General features: G+C 46.5%; 17 protein-coding genes and 1 tRNA gene. 5 read left to right on the forward strand and 13 right to left on the reverse strand.

Annotation, left to right across the window (positions count from 1 at the left end):
- The first annotated feature begins 7 nt into the window (after positions 1 to 7).
- A complete protein-coding gene (locus R3P39_RS10510; RefSeq protein WP_336567385.1) occupies positions 8 to 1,840 on the forward strand; it encodes a DUF885 domain-containing protein in 1,833 nt (610 codons plus the stop codon).
- A gap of 88 nt (positions 1,841 to 1,928) precedes the next feature.
- Here the strand turns inward: R3P39_RS10510 and R3P39_RS10515 are convergent, their stop codons facing one another.
- From R3P39_RS10515 to R3P39_RS10525, 3 genes are all read right to left on the reverse strand, one after another.
- Positions 1,929 to 3,734 carry an ATP-binding protein gene (locus tag R3P39_RS10515; protein WP_336567386.1) on the reverse strand — a complete coding sequence of 602 codons (1,806 nt, stop codon included), beginning with the start codon at positions 3,732 to 3,734 and terminating at the stop codon, positions 1,929 to 1,931.
- 49 nt (positions 3,735 to 3,783) lie between these two features.
- Complete coding sequence (locus R3P39_RS10520) at positions 3,784 to 5,169, reverse strand: diguanylate cyclase domain-containing protein (RefSeq protein ID WP_336567388.1); 1,386 nt, start codon at positions 5,167 to 5,169, stop codon at positions 3,784 to 3,786.
- A gap of 946 nt (positions 5,170 to 6,115) precedes the next feature.
- Positions 6,116 to 6,200 (reverse strand) — tRNA-Leu (locus tag R3P39_RS10525).
- Between the two features lie 242 nt (positions 6,201 to 6,442).
- On the opposite strand from R3P39_RS10525, the gene R3P39_RS10530 reads away from it, so the two are divergent.
- Positions 6,443 to 6,940, forward strand: a complete 498-nt coding sequence (locus tag R3P39_RS10530) for an RDD family protein (protein ID WP_336567390.1) — start codon at positions 6,443 to 6,445, stop codon at positions 6,938 to 6,940.
- A 64-nt stretch (positions 6,941 to 7,004) separates the two neighbouring features.
- Here R3P39_RS10530 and lptG read toward each other — a convergent pair whose 3' ends face one another.
- A complete protein-coding gene (gene lptG / locus R3P39_RS10535; RefSeq protein WP_336567392.1) occupies positions 7,005 to 8,072 on the reverse strand; it encodes an LPS export ABC transporter permease LptG in 1,068 nt (355 codons plus the stop codon).
- Entirely contained in the window at positions 8,069 to 9,181 is a 1,113-nt protein-coding gene (lptF, locus tag R3P39_RS10540) for an LPS export ABC transporter permease LptF (protein WP_336567394.1), read from the reverse strand. The genes lptG and lptF overlap by 4 nt, the downstream gene beginning before the upstream one ends.
- A gap of 194 nt (positions 9,182 to 9,375) precedes the next feature.
- Between lptF and pepA the strand changes: the two genes are divergently transcribed.
- From pepA to R3P39_RS10555, 3 genes are all read left to right on the forward strand, one after another.
- Positions 9,376 to 10,887 carry a leucyl aminopeptidase gene (pepA, locus tag R3P39_RS10545; protein WP_336567395.1) on the forward strand — a complete coding sequence of 504 codons (1,512 nt, stop codon included), beginning with the start codon at positions 9,376 to 9,378 and terminating at the stop codon, positions 10,885 to 10,887.
- Positions 10,888 to 11,929: 1,042 nt separating this feature from the next.
- Positions 11,930 to 12,376, forward strand: a complete 447-nt coding sequence (locus R3P39_RS10550; protein WP_336567396.1) for a DNA polymerase III subunit chi — start codon at positions 11,930 to 11,932, stop codon at positions 12,374 to 12,376.
- Positions 12,377 to 12,397: 21 nt separating this feature from the next.
- Entirely contained in the window at positions 12,398 to 15,247 is a 2,850-nt protein-coding gene (locus tag R3P39_RS10555) for a valine--tRNA ligase (protein ID WP_336567397.1), read from the forward strand.
- 75 nt (positions 15,248 to 15,322) lie between these two features.
- Here the strand turns inward: R3P39_RS10555 and rpoS are convergent, their stop codons facing one another.
- From rpoS to ftsB, 8 genes are all read right to left on the reverse strand, one after another.
- Positions 15,323 to 16,312, reverse strand: a complete 990-nt coding sequence (gene rpoS / locus R3P39_RS10560; protein WP_336567399.1) for an RNA polymerase sigma factor RpoS — start codon at positions 16,310 to 16,312, stop codon at positions 15,323 to 15,325.
- A 57-nt stretch (positions 16,313 to 16,369) separates the two neighbouring features.
- Entirely contained in the window at positions 16,370 to 17,188 is an 819-nt protein-coding gene (locus R3P39_RS10565) for a peptidoglycan DD-metalloendopeptidase family protein (protein ID WP_336567401.1), read from the reverse strand.
- A 136-nt stretch (positions 17,189 to 17,324) separates the two neighbouring features.
- Positions 17,325 to 17,963, reverse strand: coding sequence for a protein-L-isoaspartate(D-aspartate) O-methyltransferase (locus R3P39_RS10570; protein WP_336567402.1), 639 nt, complete (start codon positions 17,961 to 17,963; stop codon positions 17,325 to 17,327).
- A 12-nt stretch (positions 17,964 to 17,975) separates the two neighbouring features.
- Positions 17,976 to 18,716 (reverse strand): 5'/3'-nucleotidase SurE, encoded by a 741-nt coding sequence (gene surE / locus R3P39_RS10575; RefSeq protein WP_336567403.1) that lies wholly within the window; start codon positions 18,714 to 18,716, stop codon positions 17,976 to 17,978.
- Positions 18,717 to 18,755: 39 nt separating this feature from the next.
- Positions 18,756 to 19,790 carry a tRNA pseudouridine(13) synthase TruD gene (gene truD, locus R3P39_RS10580; RefSeq protein ID WP_336567405.1) on the reverse strand — a complete coding sequence of 345 codons (1,035 nt, stop codon included), beginning with the start codon at positions 19,788 to 19,790 and terminating at the stop codon, positions 18,756 to 18,758.
- Complete coding sequence (gene ispF, locus R3P39_RS10585) at positions 19,787 to 20,263, reverse strand: 2-C-methyl-D-erythritol 2,4-cyclodiphosphate synthase (protein WP_336567407.1); 477 nt, start codon at positions 20,261 to 20,263, stop codon at positions 19,787 to 19,789. The genes truD and ispF overlap by 4 nt, the downstream gene beginning before the upstream one ends.
- Entirely contained in the window at positions 20,256 to 20,954 is a 699-nt protein-coding gene (gene ispD / locus R3P39_RS10590; protein ID WP_336567408.1) for a 2-C-methyl-D-erythritol 4-phosphate cytidylyltransferase, read from the reverse strand. Before ispD ends, ispF begins: the two co-directional genes overlap by 8 nt.
- A complete protein-coding gene (gene ftsB / locus R3P39_RS10595) occupies positions 20,938 to 21,231 on the reverse strand; it encodes a cell division protein FtsB (RefSeq protein ID WP_336567410.1) in 294 nt (97 codons plus the stop codon). Before ftsB ends, ispD begins: the two co-directional genes overlap by 17 nt.
- Positions 21,232 to 21,233: the final 2 nt, after the last annotated feature.

Here is a 21,233-nt window from a genome sequence, read left to right on the forward strand (position 1 = left end):
GTATATGATGCGTAAATTAAGCATTCTTGCGGCGGCGGTTAGTGTTGCACTATTCGCTGGCTGTCAACAAACCACCACTTCTGAAGCGCCACAAGCTCAAGTGCAACAACAAGTAGTACAAAGTGAAGTAGAAAAGGCGAACGCCCTGTTTGAAGAGTCTTTTAACCGCAGTGTGATGCGTAGCCCAATTTACCAAACTTACATGGGCATTAAGAAAGATTATGGCAAATGGGACGATAACAGCGAAGCCCGCCAGCTTGAAGACCTTGAACTGACAAAAAAAGACTTAGCCGCGCTAAACGCTATCGACCGTAGTAAGCTCGATGCCAGCACCCAAGTCAGCTACGACCTATTTAAGCAAAACCTTGAAACCGAGATTGCTGATTTCGAATGGCGCTACCATAACTATCCTGTGAACCAAATGTTTGGTATGCACTCAATGGTGCCAGCGTTCTTAATCAACCAACACCAAATCGCCAACGTTGACGACGCTAAAGCGTATATCTCACGTTTGAATGGTGTGCCAAAAGTCTTTGATCAGCTTATCGTTGGCCTACAAAAACGCGCAGACAAAGGCATCATTGCCCCTAAATTTGTTTTCCCTCACGCTATCGAATCCAGCGAAAACATCATTAAAGGCGCGCCATTTGCTGAAGGTGACGACTCTACTCTACTGGCTGACTTTAAGCGTAAAGTAAACAAGCTAGAGATTGCTGAAGAAGAGAAAAATAAGCTTATTGGCGAAGCGGTTGATGCCCTAACCAGCGCCGTTAAACCGGCATACAATACGCTGATCAGCTACCTTCACCAGCTTGAGAAAAAAGCCGACACCCGCGATGGCGCATGGAAGTTCCCTAATGGTGAAGAGTTCTATAACACAGCCCTAGCGCGCACCACTACCACAGATCTGACGGCCAAAGAAATCCATGAAATTGGCTTGTCTGAAGTCGCTCGCATTCACGATGAAATGCGTGCAATCAAAGAGAAAGTGGGCTTTGATGGCGATTTATCGGCCTTTATGGAGTTCATGAAGTCAGACGAGCAGTTCTACTTACCAAACACCGATGAAGGCAAAGCGCAATACTTGTCTGAAGCCAAAGCGATGATTGATAACATGAAATCACGCTTGGATGAGCTCTTTATTGTCAAACCTAAAGCAGACATGATCGTCAAACGCGTAGAATCGTTCCGTGAAAAATCGGCTGGTAAGGCATTTTATCAACAACCGGCGCCAGATGGTTCACGTCCGGGCATTTACTACGCCAACCTGTACGACATGGAAGCTATGCCAACGTACCAAATGGAAGCGCTGGCTTACCACGAAGGTATTCCAGGTCACCACATGCAGATCGCTATTGCACAGGAGCTGGAAGGGGTGCCTAAGTTCCGTAAATTTGGTGGCTACACAGCCTACGTTGAAGGCTGGGGTCTATACTCTGAGCTAGTACCAAAAGAAATGGGCTTATACGAAGACCCTTACTCTGACTTTGGTCGTCTTGCTATGGAACTATGGCGTGCATGTCGCCTAGTGGTAGATACCGGTATCCATGCGATGAAATGGACACGTCAAGAAGGCATCGACTATTACGTCAACAATACCCCAAATGCCAAATCAGACGCAGTGAAAATGGTCGAGCGCCACATTGTGATGCCATCTCAAGCAACGGCATACAAAATTGGCATGCTGAAAATTCTTGAGCTTCGTGAAGCTGCCAAGAAAGAGCTTGGTGACAAGTTCGACATTCGTGAATTCCACGATGTAGTACTTAAAAATGGCCCGGTACCGCTGAACGTACTTGAGTCATTTGTTGATGAATGGGTTGCAGCTAAAAAAGCCTAAGTCATCATAAACCACTATCGACACCTGCGGTGACGTCACCGCAGGTGTTATTTATACCTTCAAGCTCATCTATACTAGCTTATAGCTATTAAGCTTCAGCCTCATAATCAAACTCAGTTGCCGTCAAAATGATGTGCAAGCACGCGCCGCCATGGGCTGGGCTTTGCATCTTTATCTCGCCATTTAATTTCTGCGTTACCAAGTTATAGACAATACTTAGCCCCAATCCAGTGCCACCAGAGAATCGTTTTGAGGTGACAAAGGGCTCAAAGATCACCGGCAATAATTCTTTATCAATTCCCGCACCGTCGTCTTTGAAGTAAAAATGAATATAGTCATTAATCAGCACCGTCGAGACCACAATGTTTAGCCGCTGTCCGGGGATTTTGGCGTGCTTGATGCAGTTATTAATGCAATAGCCTACTACCTGATTGAAAACCGAAGGGTAACTAATTAACGTGAGGTTATCGGGGATCTCGAGAGTGATGTCATAGTCTTGCTCATTTAGCTCACTGTGATAGCAATCAAATACGCTTTGCACCAGCTGCCTTAAGTTAAATGCGACCTTTTCTTCATAGTCTTTATTTACTGCCACCAGCTTAAAATCATCCACCAGTGATGCCGTGCGGTGAAGGTTATTCTCCAGTAAATACAGTGCGTCTTCTGCTTCGCTTAATAGTCGAGTTAAGGTTTGACGTTGTAGCTTGCCTAACTCAAGTTCAGACTTTAACGTCGATACTTGCTCTTTTAAATGAGACTGGCTAGTGATTGCCACCCCCAGCGGCGTATTGAGTTCGTGGGCAAAACCACTGACCATGTTGCCTAAGCTGGCCATTTTCGCTTCTTCGATGATGCGCTGCTGAGCACTGCTTAAACGCGCCAATAGGGTTTCTATAAACGCCAGTAGATCATCGAGCTGATGACCAATCTGAGCGATTTCATCGTCGCCTTTAAGTGCCACACGCTGGCTAAAGTCCTCATACTTCGCCACTTTAATCAATACTTTATTGATAGCTAAAATGTGGTTGGTGACCTTGCTGTTTTGATAGTTTAATAACAGCAGCACCGCCGTATTCATCAGCACAATAAGAATAAGGCCGTATAGAATAATGCTTTCTTGGCGTTGCTTAGCTAAGCTCTGACTTCTGGTGGCCAGCAACTCTACCTGACTGCGCAATTGTTGTTTGGTGGTATGTAACTGACCACGAAGCCCTTGATTTTGCGTTAAGCCCAACTGCTGTAGCAGCGTGACATATTGATTAAAACCGAGCTCATAGGCTGCCAGTAAGCGCGCTATTTCAGCTTTGCTGTCATGTTGTAATAAGCGCTGCTGTGTTTGCGCCACTAGATTTTCATGCATCACTAGGTAGCGCTCATCGGCACGCAGCAAGTAGTCTTTCTCGCGCCGTCTTAGTTCTAAAATCAGGATCTCAAGCTCTTTCGATGAGGCGTTGCTCACCGCTTGCTGAAGCGCATGGGATTGCCGGCGAAACTCGCCATACAACCCCAACTCTTCGTCGTACCCCAGCTGTTCTTGCAACTCGATTAAGCGCTCCAGTTGAGCAAAATAGTCTTTTGCCAAGCGATCGAGCTGCTTCATTAAGGGTAATAGTGCTTGCTCTTGATGCAACAGCAACAGCAAGCGGTTGTAACTGTCTTGGTAAAAGTATTGTTGTTGTGGCAGTACCGCAGTCAGCTGTGGCTCCATATTGCTGAGTAATTGCTGCTCTTGATCCATGGTACGCTGTAATGCGGTTTGTATGTGAGTTAATTGTTGTGCCCGCTCGGAGCTGGAGCTCACCTCATAATACAAAAACCAACTGGTTAGAATAATCACTACAGCGCATGTTAATGCGGCAAGTTTAAAAAATAAAACAGACTGCTTAAGCTGCACAGGACGCTCTCATTTTTTGTATTGTTATTATAAGCGTAGACGAGTTTTTTTAAGATTCCTGATCGCCGCTTAAAACAGTCTTATTAACGCGCTGTGCTTGCTGTTTTTTATCGCTATACATACTGCGATCGGCTCTTGCCATCAAATCCGACACTGAGTCGCCCTCACGTTTAACAAAAGCAAAACCGACACTGGCTTCGGCGCTGATAGCTTGCCCAGCAATAACCAATGGCGTAGTACTGATGCGACTCTTTATTTTAGTTATAATACTTTGCAGTTGTTGTTGCTCCTCGACACGATGCAAAATAATCAAAAACTCATCTCCACCTAAACGGGCCGCAAAGTCATAAACACGAATGGAGTTTTGGATTAACTGCGCAACATGGCGCAATAGCTGATCGCCTACTTCATGGCCAAACTCATCGTTAACCTGTTTAAAGTTATTTAAATCTAGATTCAACAACACAAAAGAGGGGCATTCTTGCCTAGACAATAACTCTTGTAAGCGCTTAGTAGCAAAACGGCGGTTAGGTAGCCGAGTTAACTCGTCTTGCAACGAGGCCTTATGAGCGAAGTGGTAAGCTCGGTATAAAGCTATCAAGGAGATAAATAACGCAGCAGCCACTAAAACGGCTATCACTCGAGTCTGGTTTTTTATCGCGGTGATCGCTGAATTATCCAGTTGATAGGTCATCGCGATTTGCCAATTACCAAACGGAAGCTTAACTGGCAGCAGTAAGTCAGGCTGCTGGAAAACCGTTTCAGAACCATGGAAAACATCGCCAAACTCACCTAAGCCATCACGCCCACGGATCCCAAGTTGCTGGTTGGTAAGCTCGCTAATGCCACTGGCAGCAAGTAGCTTTTGATAGTCGATGACCACACTCAAGGAGCCCCAGTATTGCTTGTTGATGGGGTAGTCAGAAAAGATAGGGAACCTAGCAATCAGTGCCTCTCCACCTTGCACCAACTGCAGCGGTCCGGCAATAAACACTTGCTGATTTTCTCGCGCCAATTCCACCGTGCTCAGCTGTGCCGGCTGCGTGCGAAAGTCAAAGCCGAGGGCCGACTGATTACCGGTAATAGGATAAACATGACGAATGATATTATTCGGCGCGAGTGCCACATGACGAATAAAGTGGGATTTATTAATAACCTTAGCCGCCACTTGAGGCCAGTGCTTAGTGGCAAATTCGGAGTCAATGGTGGCTACCATCGCTAAACTTTCGGCAAGATAAATATCCATAAAAATAGACGCTTCTATCTGCGATCTTGCCAGCGATATATCGAGACGTTGCGCTTCTCGTTGCGCATGAATTTCATCAGACACCATAGAGTGCGACAGCAGTTTTACTGCATATATTGCCAACCCCCAAAATACCGCGGTAAAAGTGAGTATTAACAATATGGTGCGCTTAGTGATGGTTTGCTTCATTATTATAATTGCCCAACCACTGCTATTTTTTTAGCAAAAAATGTTTTTACTTCCATCTTCTTAGCATAGGCAAGTTAGGCAAATTAAACAATAGCTAAGCCTCGGTACAAGCTTAGCTTTGCTGACACTTGCTAGCACTGAATTCGGATTATGGGTTTCTATGTCATGGAAACTTTAAAAACAACACCAACCCCATAGCCGCAGATTCATTCCGCAGACCCAGTAGACCCTGAATCCAGTTCAGGGTGACGAACTATGTGAGCTCAGGATAAATCGTTGTGATAGTGAGAAAACACAGAGGTGGGACCGGCTTTACGCCGGGTTCTCTTTGCGCGATATCAAATCGCGCCTACCACAGTCCGTCACTCCGGACTTGATCCGGAGTCCATGTAAAACCATTACGATATAAACCATGAAAGCAATCGCGATATAAAATCGCTGCTACGAGGCCGTGCCTGGATTCCACGCACCAAACTTACAAACGACACCCAATTTGTAGCAGCGGATTTATTCCGGTCACTCCGGGCTTGATCCGAAGTCTATGGTAAGAGCGGCTCAGAGGTTCGAGATGGACCCTGAATCCAGTTCAGGGTGACGAACTATGTGAGCTCAGGATAAATCGTTGTGATAGTGAGAAAACACAGAGGTGGGACCGGCTTTACGCCGGGATCTCTTAGCGCGATATCAAATCGCGCCTACCACAGTCCGTCACTCCGGACTTGATCCGGAGTCCATGTCAAACCATTACGATATAAACCATGAAAGCAATCGCGATATAAAATCGCTGCTACGAGGCCGTGCCTGGATTCCACGCAGCAAACTTACAAACGACACTGAACCCGTAGCAGCGGATTTATTCCGCGACCCACCTGCGTGGCGCATAAGTCTGCCTTGCACTTTATTTCAGACATAAAAAAACCCGTTGATAACTCAACGGGTTAAAAAGTGGTACCAGTGGGCGGACTTGAACCGCCACGCCCGAAGGCAACGGATTTTGAATCCGTCATGTCTACCAATTCCATCACACTGGCATAATTTTTCTTTCATCTTCTAAACGATGAGAAAATAAAGAAAAACCACTTTGAGCTTAGGCTTTTTTTATTTGCCTTCGTCTCTATGCTTTGCATTATACAAAGGCATCCAAGAACGGCAAGTAATTTTTTTGTCATCGGTAGCCAACTGCTTGGTATTTGAGCAAAATACGTGAATTCAGTAAACGTTTTTTGTGTTTATGTGTAAAATAGTCTGAAACTATGCAATTTTGAGACGAAAGATGTCAGATTTTCCACCAGCTCCATTTGCTCGCCGTTTGGCTTCTCTTATCTACGATGGCCTTGTTGTTGTGGCATTTGCTATGTTGACGACTGTGCTTTACTTACTGCTGGTCAATGGCCTTATCTCTATGGATATCCTCAGCCTTGGCAGCTATGAAGACGTGTCCGCGCTCATCCAAGCAGACCCTATTTTATATAGCCTTAGAGCCATATTATTGGTGGCCGTTGCGGTGCTGTTTTTCGCTTACTTCTGGACTAAAAGCGGCCAGACCATTGGCATGCGGGCATGGCGTTTAAAAGTACAAACCTCTGATGGTAAGTTGCTTAGCTGGCCTCGAGCTATTGCTCGTAGCTTATCGGCATTATTGGGCCTGGGAAACATCATCGTACTGTTCGATTTTAAAAAGAAGCGAGCGCTGCAAGACTTAATTTGCGCCACCGAAGTGGTGGTATTAAGCAAAGAAGAAAACAAAAAAGTCTATAACAGTCTCGATTAATACCACATTTGGTATTAAGCTCAGGGCATTAAAAAGGGCGAGTTTAACTCGCCCTTTTTAATTGTTAGCTGCGCTTTTTCAATAAATGCACCGCCAAGCCAATAAATAACAAGCTTGGCATTAACGCTCCGACCACAGGTGGCACCTGGTACACCATCACAATGGGACCAAAAATTTCATTACTCAAATGAAAAGCTAAGCCGGTGATCACCCCCATGATGATCCTGGCTCCCATGCTTACACTACGTAACGGCCCAAATACAAAAGATAACGCTACTAACAGCATCACCGCCACCGTCAGTGGTTGCATGACTTTACGCCATAGCGCAAGCTCATAGCTGCTGGCATCTTGGTCATTTTGCTTTAAATAGCCTAAAAATGACCACAACCCGGTAAAGGATAACGCGTCTGGCTCTACCGATACCACACCAAGCCTATCAGCAGAAAGCTCAGACTCATAACGCATGGACTTAGAATAATGGGTGGTGATTTTATCGCTTTGCAGCTGAACTTCTTCAACGTCTTGCAACTGCCAACCGCTGTCAATGCTTTTAGCCGACTGAGCCCTAACTATTTTGGCTAAGTTTAGGGTGTCATCAAAGTAATAAATCGCAATGTCTTTAAGCTCACCGCTTTTTTCGACATTGGCAATATTAATGAAATTCCCGCCATCTTTCGCCCACACACCCTGTTGGGCGCTGTAAACTTCACCACCATAAATGGCCTCGTTTTTCAGGCGTTTTGCTGTTTGCTCGGCTTTTGGCGCGCCCCACTCGCCCAACGCCATCATCAAAATGGCCAGCACCACGGCGGTTTTCATTACCGACATAATGATTTGCAGTCGTGACCAACCAGCCGCTTGCATCACAATAAGCTCACTGCTCGAGGCCAGCGCCCCCAGCCCTATAAGGCCACCAATTAATGCCGCCATGGGGAAAAACACCACCACATCACTGGGCATACTGTATAAGGTGTACAACATGGCTCCAAGTAAGTCGTAGCTACCACGGCCCACTGAGCGCAACTGTTCAATAAATTTAATTAGGGTATTGATGCCAACAAACACCAATAGTGCAAACCCTGTGGTTTGCAAAATACTGCGGCCTAAATACCAGTCGAGCGTTTTCATCATGATACCGGCTCCCGTTTCACCAACAACGAACGCACCCACACACCAAAAGGACGACCTTTAGCAATGAGATAAGTGCCGATAAACAGTACGCTCAGATGGATCCACCACAGTCCCACGGATGCCGGTACTTTTTCTTCCGCAAGCAAAAATTTGCCGGCATTTAATAAAATAAAGTAACCCAAATACAAGGTGATGGCTGGTACTAATTTAGCAAATTTACCTTGCCTTGGATTCACCACACTTAAAGGCACCGCCAATAGCGTGAGTAAGATAATAGAAATAGGTACTGACAGCCGCAATTGAAATTGAGCATTGGCTTCTGGGGTATCCATGGCAAGTAACTGCATGCTTGGAATGGCCTCGAGCTTGCGCCGTTGATGCTCTATTTCTTGTTCTTTAATTTGTACTTGGTACGAGCCAAACTCAGTGCGATTAAGGGCCTGGCTAAAGCCATCGGTTTCATAACGTTTACCCTCATGAAGCAACAATTGTTGCTCGCCACTATCAAGCTCAATCACTTCGCCTTTCTGGGCGTACACTAAACGTGCAGCTTGATTAGAATCGGATACTGGCAATTGCGCGACAAAGACTTTATCAAGCTCACGCCCTTGTTCGTTAATACCATGAACAAACACCACCGCTTTCTCATTCCCCGTTTGCTGAAAACGCCCAGCTCGTAACGTCGATAGACCGGATTCGGCATCCGCTTGCTCTTTCAGTTGATATTCTTTTTCACTGGCCCACGGTGCGACATATAAGCTTATCACCGCAGCAAGTAGTGCAAATACCGCGCTTGAAACCAAGGTCACTCGCACCACGTACCATTCGCTTACGCCACACGCTTTGAGCACCGTCATTTCACTGTCGGCATAAATGCGACTGTAGGCGAGGATGATCCCCAAGAATAAACTTAGCGGCAGAATGTACCCGGCTAATTGCGGTAGCTTGAGTGTCAACAAAGCAAGTACTAACTTACCAGGTATTCCTCCCTCAGAGGCAGAACCCAGTATGAGCACAAACTTTTGTGACAAAAAAATTGTCATTAGAGTGAGAAAAACTGCAACCTGAGATTTCAGTACTTCACCCGTTAAATAGCGGAAAATAAGCAATGTTCGTCCCTATAAAACATCTCGTTTCACTGGAATAGTGGGAAAAATTGAGTAAACTGATTATTTTAGTCACTTTATTATATGCCAATGTGGCCCAATATCCTACCTAAGGTTAAGTATATTCATGACTTAAACTTTAGGAATGCTAATTGGCATAAAAAGTTCAAAGACATTACTAAGACTCAGGAGTCGCAATGGAATTCAGCGTAAAAAGTGGTAGTCCAGAAAAACAACGCAGCGCATGTATTGTGGTTGGCGTGTACGAGCCACGTCGTCTTTCACCCATTGGTGAACAGCTGGATAAAATAAGCGAAGGCTACATTTCAAACCTATTACGCCGTGGTGATTTAGAAGGTAAACCGGGACAGGTGTTGCTACTTCATCACGTACCAAACGTGCTAAGTGAGCGCGTCCTACTCGTTGGCTGTGGTAAAGAGCGCGAGTTAGATGATAAACAGTACAAGCAGATTATTTCAAAAACCATTAATACCTTAAACGAAACCGGCTCGATGGAAGCGGTGTGCTTCTTAACTGAGCAGCACGTCAAAGGCCGTGACACCTACTGGAAGGTACGCCAAGCAGTTGAAACCACACAAGATTGCTTATACACCTTTAATCAACTTAAAAGTAAGAAGAGCGAAGCACGACGCCCACTGCGCAAAATCGTGTTTAACGTCCCCACAAGACGTGAACTGACCATAGGTGAAAGCGCTATTGAACATGGCTTAGCCATTGCTGCCGGTAGCAAAGTATGTAAAGACGTGGCCAATATGCCACCGAACATTTGCAATCCCCGTTACTTAGGTGAACAAGCACAACAGCTTGCTGAAGATTTTGATAATGTCACCGTTAACTTGGTGGGCGAGCAAGAAATGGAAGAACTGGGAATGCACTCTTACCTTGCGGTAGGCCGTGGCAGCCGCAATGAGTCAGTGATGTCAGTGATCCACTACAACGGTGGCGAAGAAGGCCAAGCACCTATTGTGTTTGTTGGTAAAGGCTTAACATTTGATTCCGGTGGTATTTCAATTAAACCAGGCGAAGCCATGGATGAAATGAAATACGACATGGGTGGCGCTGCTGGGGTATTAGGCCTGATGCGTGCGGTGGTAGAAATGCAGCTGCCATTAAATGTGATTGGCGTATTGGCAGGCTGCGAAAACATGCCTGGTGGTGATGCCTATCGCCCAGGTGATATTTTGACCACCATGTCAGGGCAAACGGTGGAAGTGCTTAACACCGACGCCGAAGGCCGCTTGGTGCTGTGTGATGCCCTCACGTACGTTGAAGCATTTGACCCAGAAGCAGTAGTTGACGTGGCAACCCTAACTGGGGCTTGTATTGTGGCACTGGGCAGTCATGCGACTGGCTTACTTTCAAACCACAACCCGCTGGCGCACGACCTATTAAAAGCATCGGAACAAAGTGGCGACAGAGCATGGCAGTTACCGTTATGGGATGACTATCAAGAGCAATTAGAAAGCCCATTTGCGGACTTTACCAACCTTGGTGGTCGCTCAGCTGGGACTATCACAGCGGCTTGCTTTTTATCTAAGTTCACCAAAAAGTACAATTGGGCTCACCTAGATATTGCCGGCACAGCATGGAAAAGCGGCAAAAACAAAGGTTCAACCGGCCGCCCTGTGCCTATGTTAATGCAGTACTTGTTAAATCGCGCCGATATCACAGACGCACAGCAAGACTAGCAGCAATGCCAACGCGATACATCATCACGAAAACGTCCGTGATGTAAAGTCGTGAAAACAATCGCGATATAAAATCATGAAAACAATCGCGATATACAATCGCTGCTACGGTATCAAAATATAAACGCGCTGTTTCGACAGCGCGTTTTTTTGTTTGTCGCCACAAACCAATTTCTAAATCACATGAACTAATACGCATTACCTCAAAACCTAGCGCGATATCAAATCGTCCCCCCCTTTCTTTAGTCCTTGTGGGACCGGCTTTACGCCGGGATCTTTATCGCGATATAAAATCGCTGCTACTACTACCACAAACCGTCACTCCGGACTTGATCCGGAATCCATGTAAACCCGTTGCGCCGACATCGATATCTCTTTATCGCGACCTGAAGTCGCTGCTACGATATTGTGCATGTGTTCTAGTCATCGAAAACACCACCTGACCCGTAGCAGCGGATTTATTCCTCGACCTCTATGGACCCTGAATCAAGTTCAGGGTGACAAATTATGTAGCAGCGGATTTACGCCGAAAGCTTTTAGCGCGATGTAAAATCGCGCCTACCACTCTCAGAAACCGTCACTCCGGACTTGATCCGGAGTCCATGTAAAACCATCGCGATATAAAATCGCTGCTACGACATTGTGAGTGTGTTTTAAATACCGAAGCCAATAACCTCTCCAGACCCGTAGCAGCGGATTTATTCCGCGACCTCTATGGACCCTGGATCAATTTCAGGGTGACGTATTTGCTAGCAGTGGATTTATTCCGCGACTTTTATGGAGCCTGAAGCCAGTGACATATTCTCTGTCAGGGCGTATTTTCTCAGCCCGACAGGGTTTTTCTGGCCACCTTTTCGGTGTTGATTGATGGCCTTGCCTTTATGTGTCAAAATAGCGGCCTATTTATGTGCATATAAGTCGCGCAAGTTTAACGTTTAAACTCAGTCGCGCCAGGTAACTTTATTAGCCTAAATCAGTCGCCATGATTGCGCGCCGGTTTAGGAAAACTATAAAGTCACGCGTCGTAATTGGTACCATTATCATGACAATCAAAGCGCGCTTTTACGTGTTAAAACAAAGCGATGAGCCGGGAGCTAGCGTTCCGGCTCATTTTGATCTAGCAGCACAAACAGCGGCCACCCTGTATCAGGCTGGTCACCGCATTTTTGTTAATGTGAATAATACCGAAGACGCTCACCTTTTTGATGAGCACTTATGGTGTTTTAACCCGGAGCGATTTGTACCACATAACCTCCAGGGTGAAGGCCCCAAAGGTGGAGCGCCAGTAGAGATCGGGCTAATGCCCCCCGCTGCTCGGCGACCGGTATTGATTAACCTTGCGACGGCTTTACCTGACTTTATTCGTCGCTTTGACCAGGTATTTGACTTTGTCCCGGTCGAGGCCAGCGCCAAACAAGCTGCACGAGAACGATTCAAACAGTTACGTGGGCTTGGCGCAACAATTTCCACTGAAGATATTGAGAAATAGCATTTTTTAGGGTTCTGTGTAATGGATAAAACCTACAATCCGCAAGATATTGAGCAGTCTTTATACCAAGACTGGGAGTCAAATGGCTACTTTAAGCCATCAGGCAAAGGCGACGCATATTCAATTATGATCCCACCGCCGAATGTCACAGGTAGCCTACACATGGGCCACGCCTTCCAAGACACCATTATGGATACTTTGATCCGTTATCAACGCATGAAAGGGAATAATACCCTATGGCAGGTTGGTACCGATCACGCTGGTATCGCAACGCAAATGGTAGTCGAACGTAAGCTGGCAGCAGAGGAAGGTAAATCTCGCCATGAGCTCGGTCGTGATGCCTTTATCGATAAAATCTGGCAGTGGAAAAACCAATCCGGTGGCACCATCACCAAACAGCTGCGCCGTCTAGGTGCTTCTGTCGATTGGGACAGAGAGCGTTTTACCATGGACGACGGCCTTTCTGAGGCAGTGAAAGAAGTGTTTGTGCGCCTCTACCAAGACGATTTAATCTACCGCGGCAAACGCCTAGTAAACTGGGACCCTAAGCTACATACGGCGATTTCTGACCTAGAAGTTGAAAACAAAGATAAGCAAGGCCATATGTGGAATCTGCGTTACCCATTAGCGGATGGCGTTAAAACGCAAGATGGCAAAGACTACATTGTGGTAGCCACTACTCGCCCAGAAACCATGCTGGGTGACACAGGTGTTGCGGTAAACCCAGATGATGAGCGCTATCAAGACTTAATCGGCAAAGAAATTCTGTTGCCAATCGTGGGTCGTCGTATCCCTATTGTTGCAGACGAACATGCCGACATGGAAAAAGGCACCGGTTGCGTAAAAATCACGCCAGCACACGACTTTAACGATAACGAAGTTGGTAAGCGTCATGAGCTGCCAATGATTAACGTCTTTAATAAAGATGCCGCAATCCTAACTACAGGTGAGTGTTTTACCTTTGATGGTAAGCCGCTGGAGTCTATGTCAGCGCCTTTACCTGAGCGCTTCCATGGCCTTGACCGCTTTGATGCCCGTAAAGCCATCATTGCTGAGTTTGAGCAACTGGGTTTACTTGAAAAAATTGAAGATCACAGTCTTACCGTACCTTATGGCGACCGCTCTGGCGTAGTCATTGAACCACTACTGACCGACCAATGGTATGTTCGTGTTGCGCCGCTGGCCGAACCGGCGATCAAAGCGGTGGAAGACGGCGATATTCAGTTTGTACCAAAACAATACGAAAACATGTACTTCTCTTGGATGCGTGATCTGCAAGATTGGTGTATCTCGCGTCAGCTATGGTGGGGTCACCGTATTCCGGCCTGGTACGACAACGACGGTAACGTCTATGTTGGTCGCGATGAAGCGGAAGTGCGCAGCAAACATAACCTTGATGAAAGCATTGCCCTAAATCAAGATGAAGACGTTTTAGATACCTGGTTCTCTTCAGCACTGTGGACTTTCTCAACCTTAGGTTGGCCACAAAATACCGATGACCTAAAAGTATTCCACCCATCGAATACCCTAGTAACCGGATTTGATATTATCTTCTTCTGGGTAGCGCGCATGATCATGATGACCATGCACTTTATCAAAGATGACGATGGCAAACCGCAAGTACCATTTAAAACCGTTTATGTTACCGGTCTTATTCGTGACGAAAACGGCGATAAAATGTCTAAATCTAAAGGTAACGTATTAGACCCATTAGACATGATTGACGGCATCGATTTGGAAAGCCTAGTTACCAAGCGCACTGGTAACATGATGCAGCCGCAATTGGCCAAGAAAATCGAGAAAAATACCCGTAAGACCTTTGCCGATGGCATTGAAGCACACGGTACCGACGCGCTGCGCTTTACCCTAGCGGCGATGGCATCAACTGGTCGTGATATTAACTGGGATATGAACCGTCTTGAGGGCTACCGTAACTTCTGTAATAAGTTGTGGAATGCTAGCCGCTACGTGTTGATGAACACCGAAGAGCAAGATTGTGGCTTCAACGACAATGAAAAAGCCTATTCCTTGGCCGACCGTTGGATTTTAGGTCAGTTCCAAAACACCGTTAAGCAGTTCTCTGAGCACTTAGATAACTATCGCTTTGACTTAGCTGCAAACACCATTTACGAGTTTACTTGGAACCAATTCTGCGACTGGTACCTTGAGCTAACTAAACCTATCTTGTTTAAGGGCACTGAGGCGCAGCAACGTGGTACTCGCCATACGCTGATCACCGTACTTGAAGGCTTATTGCGCTTAATGCACCCACTTATGCCGTATATCACCGAAACGATTTGGCAACGTGTGGCGCCTATCGCCGGTGTTGAAGCCAAAACCATTATGCTAGAAGCCTTCCCTGAGTTTGATGCCAGCCAGGTTGATGACACTGCCATGGCGGATCTTGAGTGGGTAAAACAATTCATCGTCGCTATTCGTAACATTCGCGGTGAAATGGATATCAGCCCAAGCAAGCCTTTAAAAGTGCTGCTAGCAGGTGCAAGCTCTGAAGATAAGCGCCGCTTAGAAGAAAACCAAGCGTTCTTGAGCGCACTGGCTAAGTTGGAAAGCTTTGAGCTGCTCGATAATAAAGACGATGCTCCGGCATCAGCCACCGCATACATTGGCGACTTAGAGATTATGATCCCAATGGCGGGTCTGATTGACGTTGAAGCGGAGCTTTCTCGTATTGCCAAACAGCTAGAAAAAGCCGAAAAAGGCCTAGCTCAGGTAGAGAAGAAATTAGCCAACGAGAAGTTCGTTAATAACGCGCCTGCCGCGGTGTTGGAAAAAGAAAAAGCGAAGCTGGCAGAGTACAGCGATGCTAAAGCCAAGCTGCTTGAGCAAAAAGCGAAAATCGAGAGCTTATAATACGCTCTCGATTACAAGCACAAAAAAAAGCCGCTATCTAGCGGCTTTTTACGTTCTATAGCTAATACAACAATATTAGGATAGCTGCTCAAATAAGCTTTCGGTATTTAAACCTTCATGTTGCAGGATATCTTTGAGTCTTCTTAGCGCCTCAACTTGAATTTGTCTTACCCGTTCACGGGTTAAGCCTATTTCTCTACCGACATCCTCTAACGTCGATGGCTCATAACCTAATAAACCAAACCGTCTTGCAAGTACCTCACGTTGCTTAGGGTTCAGCTCTCCTAGCCAATCTACGATGTGCTTATTAATATCATTGCTCTGTACTTCGATTTCAGGGCCACCGCCTTTTTCGTCGGCAATAATATCCAGTAAAGCCTTGTCGTTCTCACCACCTATAGGGGTGTCTACCGAGGTGATCTTTTCGTTTAAGCGCAGCATTTTACTGACTTCTTCAACGGGCTTATCAAGACATTCGGCGATTTCTTCGGCAGTAGGCTCATGGTCGAGCTTTTGTGTCAGTTCACGAGCGGTACGCAGGTACACATTTAACTCTTTCACTACGTGAATAGGCAGTCGAATAGTGCGAGTTTGGTTCATAATGGCGCGCTCAATGGTTTGGCGGATCCACCAAGTCGCGTAAGTAGAGAAGCGGAAGCCCCGCTCCGGGTCAAACTTTTCTACCGCACGAATAAGACCAAGATTGCCCTCTTCGATTAAATCTAATAGTGCTAAACCACGATTGTTGTAACGGCGTGCAATCTTAACCACGAGTCTTAAGTTACTCTCAATCATCCGCTTTCTCGACGCTTCACACCCTCTCAGTGCTTTTCGGGCAAAATACACCTCTTCTTCAGCACTGAGTAATGGGGAAAATCCGATCTCACCGAGATAAAGCTGGGTCGCATCGAGGTTTTTTACGACCTCTTCTTTGGCAAACACGTCTTCATCGTTTTCCAGCTCTTCAAGTAGCTCTTCCTTAGGCTCTTCAATGGTATTTTCGTCGAACTTGTTGTTATCGAGTTCGGTTGTAGATTTGGTAGGTAACTTTGCAGTCTGAGCCATAAGTATTCTCCCCATGCGAATAAAAGTAAGCGGCACGACATTGTGAACTAACTTACTTTAAGGCAAGTATTTTGCCGGGTTTACAGCTTGGCCTTTAAAACGGATTTCAAACCGAAGTGCCGTTTTAGTAGCGTCTGTACTACCCATTTCGGCAATTTTTTCCCCAACTTTAACTTTTTGCTGCTCTTTAACGAGTATTTTAGCGTTGTGAGCATACGCACTTAGATAATCATCTGTATGTTTCAAAATGATTAAATTGCCGTACCCTCTTAATGCACTACCTGCATACACTACAATACCGCCAGCGGCAGCGTTAACCGAAGTGCCAGGTCGGTTAGATATCTCTAACCCTTTATAGCCATTTTCTTTAACCGAAAACCGCCGAGTTACCTTGCCTTCAGCTGGCCACTTCCAACGTACCTTATTGTTATACAAGCTTTTGCTATTGGTCGATTTTTTAGTGGCTTGTCTTTGAACATACTCTCGTTGTTTTGACCGATCAAGTTCTTTTTTCGGGGTTTTGTTAACTTTACGTTTCGAATATTGTGTGCGGCTATTTACACTTGACTGTTTTTTTTGCGTTCTATTTTGTTTTTTAGAATAGTTGAGGTAAATAGTTTGACCGGGGTAAATGGTATATGGAGACTTAATATTGTTGATTTTAGCAACAGTTCTAACATCTTTATTTGCACTAAAGGCAATAGCAAATAAAGTATCACCTTTTTTAACTTTGTAAGAATTTCCTATTATATTAATTTTATGTTTCGAAGTGGTATTACCAGAGTGCAGAGTAGTAACCGGTGCAGGGCGGTGATCCGATGAGCACGCGCCGATCAGGCTTGCCAGACACAATAATACAATTCCCCTACCACCCATGTTTGCTTCTTTCCGGCATCCCAATAACTTTCTTCCCTATTAATTTAACGCAATTTTAGCCAGCTTTCACTTATATATTCGTTTCAACTAGTTAAGTCATCGACAAAAGAGCCAAGGCCGCATAGGTGGAGCCCTTCTAGCTGACCTCGCCTGCCACTAAGGGAACAAACCGTACTGGAGCCAGCTCATGGCGAATAAACTGCTCACCACGCTTTACAAACAGCGTTAATACTTGGCTTTCAACGCCAATGGGGATCACCATCGCCCCCCCTTCTTGTAACTGTGCTAACAAGGCATCGGGGACACGCTCGGCAGCAGCGGTGACAATAATTCCAGCAAATGGTGCTTTATTTTGCCAGCCAAGCCAGCCGTCACCATGTTTCATGGTGACATTATACAAATCAAGTAAGTGTAAGCGTCTTCGCGCTTGCCATTGCAGTGATTTAAGGCGCTCGACACTGCATACTTGCTCAAATAGCTGTGCCAAAACCGCCGTTTGATAGCCCGAGCCGGTGCCAATTTCCAGCACCTTTCCTTGCACCCCAACTTGCAGTAATACTTCCGTCATTTTCGCCACAATATAGGGCTGTGAAATGGTCTGGCCTTGGCCAATGGGCAGAGCGGTGTTCTCGTATGACTTATGCTTTAGCACCTCATCGACAAACAGGTGTCGTGGTGTATTAGCAATGGCATCGAGCACTTGCGGCTCAGACACTCCTTGTTGCTCTAGTAACTCAACCAGTGCTTTGGCACTGCCTTGATAATTGTTTAGCACCTTGCCACCTTTTTAAGATAACCAGCTCGCTACAGCATCAATACTGTCGTGGGCCGTCATATCGACTTTTAAGGGCGTGATCGCCGCATAACCATTGTTCACGGCGTGAAAGTCAGTGCCTTCACCGGCATCGCTTTCATGACCTAAGGTGCCATACCAGTATACACTGCGCCCCCAAGGGTCGACCTGCTCGGTCATGGTGTCGGCTTTATGACGAGCCCCTAGCCGTGTCACTTTCATCCCTTTCAGGTCGTGTACAGGGATGTCAGGCACATTAATATTAATAATTTGATCTTTGGGTAATGGGTGATTGGCCAGTTTTTTAATGATTTCGACGGTCACTTGTGCCGCGGTTTCGTAGTGATTTTCTTGTTTCGAGCACAGCGACACAGCAATAGCAGGCAAACCTAAATGACGACCTTCAGTGGCGGCGGCAACGGTACCAGAATAGAGAGTATCATCGCCTAAGTTAGCGCCATTATTGATACCGGCCACGACTAAGTCGGGCACCTCATCGACCAACTTGCTCACCCCTAAGTGCACACAATCGGTAGGGGTGCCATTCACTGAGATAAAACCATTATCCAAGGTGGTGGCTCTCAGTGGGTTGAGTAAAGTTAAAGAGTGGCTGGCACCACTGCAATTCCGGTCTGGCGCAATCACGGTGACATCCGCAATTTGTGATAATGCCTGATGTAACACCGCTATCCCTTTAGCATGAACACCATCATCATTACTTAATAGAATTTTCATGGTTCACCTCATTGTTAATTATGCTTATATTGTGCCTGATTAGTTTGCTTCTGTGGCGCTTGTGCGCACTTTTTTACTGGCATCGCGGTAATTCACCAGCTCTCGCAGTAACGCGGTGGCAAATGTCCCTTTTGGCAAGGTAAATGACAGCGTCAGTGTGCTGGCGTCAAGCTGCTCTACTCCGAGTTCCTCTGGGATCAAGCGTAAAGCCCGGCGCTCGTTTTTCATGCCAAACTCAGCCACCCCCTGATGCCACTTGGCAAACTCCAGCAGCCACTCTTGCTCTTGGGGTACTAACCCTTTGTCTCCTTTGCCCACCAGCGGAGCCGATAATAAAATATCTTGCTGTAATAAACGCTCAATGAGCTCACAATCAATGTCTGACTCGAAAAAAGCATTGCTACCATTGAGCAAGAAAACTTCTCGGTGCCACGTTTTTGCTAAACCGTGTTCTGCAACCCGACGACTCACAATAGCATTAAAAATATGCGAACGTGCTGCCGACAGCACCAGACCACGGAGTTTTTTGTCGCGAATTTTCTCCCCTGCAAACAAGCGCTCAGCCATCTCAAGATTATGACCATCATGACCAAAACGCTGCTCACCAAAATAGTTCGGCACCCCTTGGCGCACAGCATTAATGCGCGACAAGATATCCAATGGTTCGGAAACCTGGCGCAGCGTAATGGCAAAGCGGTTGCCTTTATGACACCCGGTTCTTAGCTTGCGGTTGTGCCTAATTTGCTGGGCGACTACGATACTGTCGCTATTAAGCTGACTAAAGTCGAGGCTTTTTTTAATCGCCACCGGTACACTGAACCATTGACTGCACACCCCGTGGCGGTCTTTGATCCCGGCGTAACTGACTTCTCTGGGCGCCACCCCGGCAAGGGCGGCTATTTGCTTAGCCACATAGACGGTATTTTCGCCTTTTTTTATCACTTGCAAGCAAACGTGCTCACCTTCCCCGGTAAATGGGATATCCAGCACCTCGTCGACCCGAAAGTCTTCTGCATGGGCTTTAAAGTCGGCGTCAGATTGCGGCTTGCCGTAAAGGTAATTAAGCTCACTCATGATTTAACCAACAGCACCACGGCATGACTGGAAATACCCTCTTTACGACCTTCAAAGCCCAGTTTTTCCGTGGTGGTCGCTTTAACATTGACTTGATTTAACTCGGCCCCACAGTCGGCTGCTAAGTTACTGCGCATGGCATCAATGTGGGGGCGCATTTTTGGTGCTTGCGCCACAATAGTGACGTCGATATTGCCGACTTGGTAACCACGCTCTGCTACTTGGGCCATAACTCGGCGCAGCAAAATACGACTGTCGATGTTTTCAAATTCACTGGCGGTATCGGGAAAGTGCTTGCCAATGTCGCCCAGCGCTAAGGCACCGAGCAACGCATCGCATAAGGCATGAATAGCAACATCGCCGTCTGAATGAGCAATAAAGCCTTGCTCATAGGGGATTTTTTCTCCACAAATGGTTAATGGGCCAACGCCACCAAACTTGTGAACATCAAAGCCGTGGCCGATTCTAATCATCTTGCTTACCTTGTTGTTGAATAATAAACTCGGCCAAAGGTAAATCCTCTGGCGTGGTAATTTTTAAGTTATCTGTACGTGCTGTCACCAGCTGCACAGTCTCTCCGGCCAGCTCCATCGCCGAGGCTTCATCGGTAATATTGGCACCAGCTTGCAAGCCCGACTGCAACGCTTGTAATAGCATATGATAAGGAAACATTTGCGGGGTAAAGGCTTGCCAGAGATCTGCGCGAGGCACGGTTTCGCTCACTAGGTGTGCGCCACGCTTAATGGTGTCTTTCACTTTCGCTGCCAAGATCCCACCTTGCTGCTGCTGCAAACAGGCTAAAATTAGGCGCTCTATATCGGTGAGATCCACCAGCGGCCTTGCGGCATCATGCACCAGCACCCAGTCGGGTTGCTGTGGCGCCAACGCTTGCAGTGCTAACAACACCGAATCAGCGCGCTCTTTGCCACCATCGCAGCAAGCAAAACGCGAGTCGGGAAGAAAAGAGGCATTAAAATAACTGTCTTGCTGCGACACCGCCACCATAAAGTGGTTAATGCAGTCTAGCTGTGCCAGCTTGTCTAAGGTATGTGACAAAATCGGCTTGCCAAGTAAAGGAATATACTGTTTCGGCATCTCTGCCTGCATGCGACTACCCACCCCTGCGGCCGGGACTATCACAGCTAAATTATGGTTTTCTTTCATTGGGTACTTTGGGTAATACACGGATAAAGGTTTCACCGGGTTTAATCATCCCCAGCTCATGGCGGGCACGCTCTTCCACCCCTTCTAGACCAAGCTTAAGATCTTCAATATCCGCTTTTAGTAATTTATTGCGCTTGCTAAGGTTAGCGTTGGTTTCTTGATGCGATTTTACAGCCGACTTGATCCGCGAATAGTCTTCCACGCCATTGTGGCCAAACCAAAGCCGATACTGAATAAATAGCGCCAAGCTCAGCAGCGCTAGCTGAAAAAATCGCATGT

The organism is Pseudoalteromonas sp. UG3-2 (assembly GCF_037120705.1).
GTDB lineage: Bacteria > Pseudomonadota > Gammaproteobacteria > Enterobacterales > Alteromonadaceae > Pseudoalteromonas.

What these genes read in the sequence shown, in the direction of transcription:
- R3P39_RS10555 (WP_336567397.1), top strand. Translation starts at nt 12,398, where the DNA reads ATGGATAAAACCTACAATCCGCAAGATATTGAGCAGTCTTTATACCAA.
- truD (WP_336567405.1), bottom strand. Translation starts at nt 19,790, where the DNA reads ATGAGTGAGCTTAATTACCTTTACGGCAAGCCGCAATCTGACGCCGAC.
- R3P39_RS10510 (WP_336567385.1), top strand. Translation starts at nt 8, where the DNA reads ATGCGTAAATTAAGCATTCTTGCGGCGGCGGTTAGTGTTGCACTATTC.
- R3P39_RS10550 (WP_336567396.1), top strand. Translation starts at nt 11,930, where the DNA reads ATGACAATCAAAGCGCGCTTTTACGTGTTAAAACAAAGCGATGAGCCG.
- pepA (WP_336567395.1), top strand. Translation starts at nt 9,376, where the DNA reads ATGGAATTCAGCGTAAAAAGTGGTAGTCCAGAAAAACAACGCAGCGCA.
- ispD (WP_336567408.1), bottom strand. Translation starts at nt 20,954, where the DNA reads ATGAAAGAAAACCATAATTTAGCTGTGATAGTCCCGGCCGCAGGGGTG.
- R3P39_RS10520 (WP_336567388.1), bottom strand. Translation starts at nt 5,169, where the DNA reads ATGAAGCAAACCATCACTAAGCGCACCATATTGTTAATACTCACTTTT.
- rpoS (WP_336567399.1), bottom strand. Translation starts at nt 16,312, where the DNA reads ATGGCTCAGACTGCAAAGTTACCTACCAAATCTACAACCGAACTCGAT.
- lptG (WP_336567392.1), bottom strand. Translation starts at nt 8,072, where the DNA reads ATGATGAAAACGCTCGACTGGTATTTAGGCCGCAGTATTTTGCAAACC.
- ispF (WP_336567407.1), bottom strand. Translation starts at nt 20,263, where the DNA reads ATGATTAGAATCGGCCACGGCTTTGATGTTCACAAGTTTGGTGGCGTT.
- surE (WP_336567403.1), bottom strand. Translation starts at nt 18,716, where the DNA reads ATGAAAATTCTATTAAGTAATGATGATGGTGTTCATGCTAAAGGGATA.
- ftsB (WP_336567410.1), bottom strand. Translation starts at nt 21,231, where the DNA reads ATGCGATTTTTTCAGCTAGCGCTGCTGAGCTTGGCGCTATTTATTCAG.
- R3P39_RS10530 (WP_336567390.1), top strand. Translation starts at nt 6,443, where the DNA reads ATGTCAGATTTTCCACCAGCTCCATTTGCTCGCCGTTTGGCTTCTCTT.
- R3P39_RS10565 (WP_336567401.1), bottom strand. Translation starts at nt 17,188, where the DNA reads ATGGGTGGTAGGGGAATTGTATTATTGTGTCTGGCAAGCCTGATCGGC.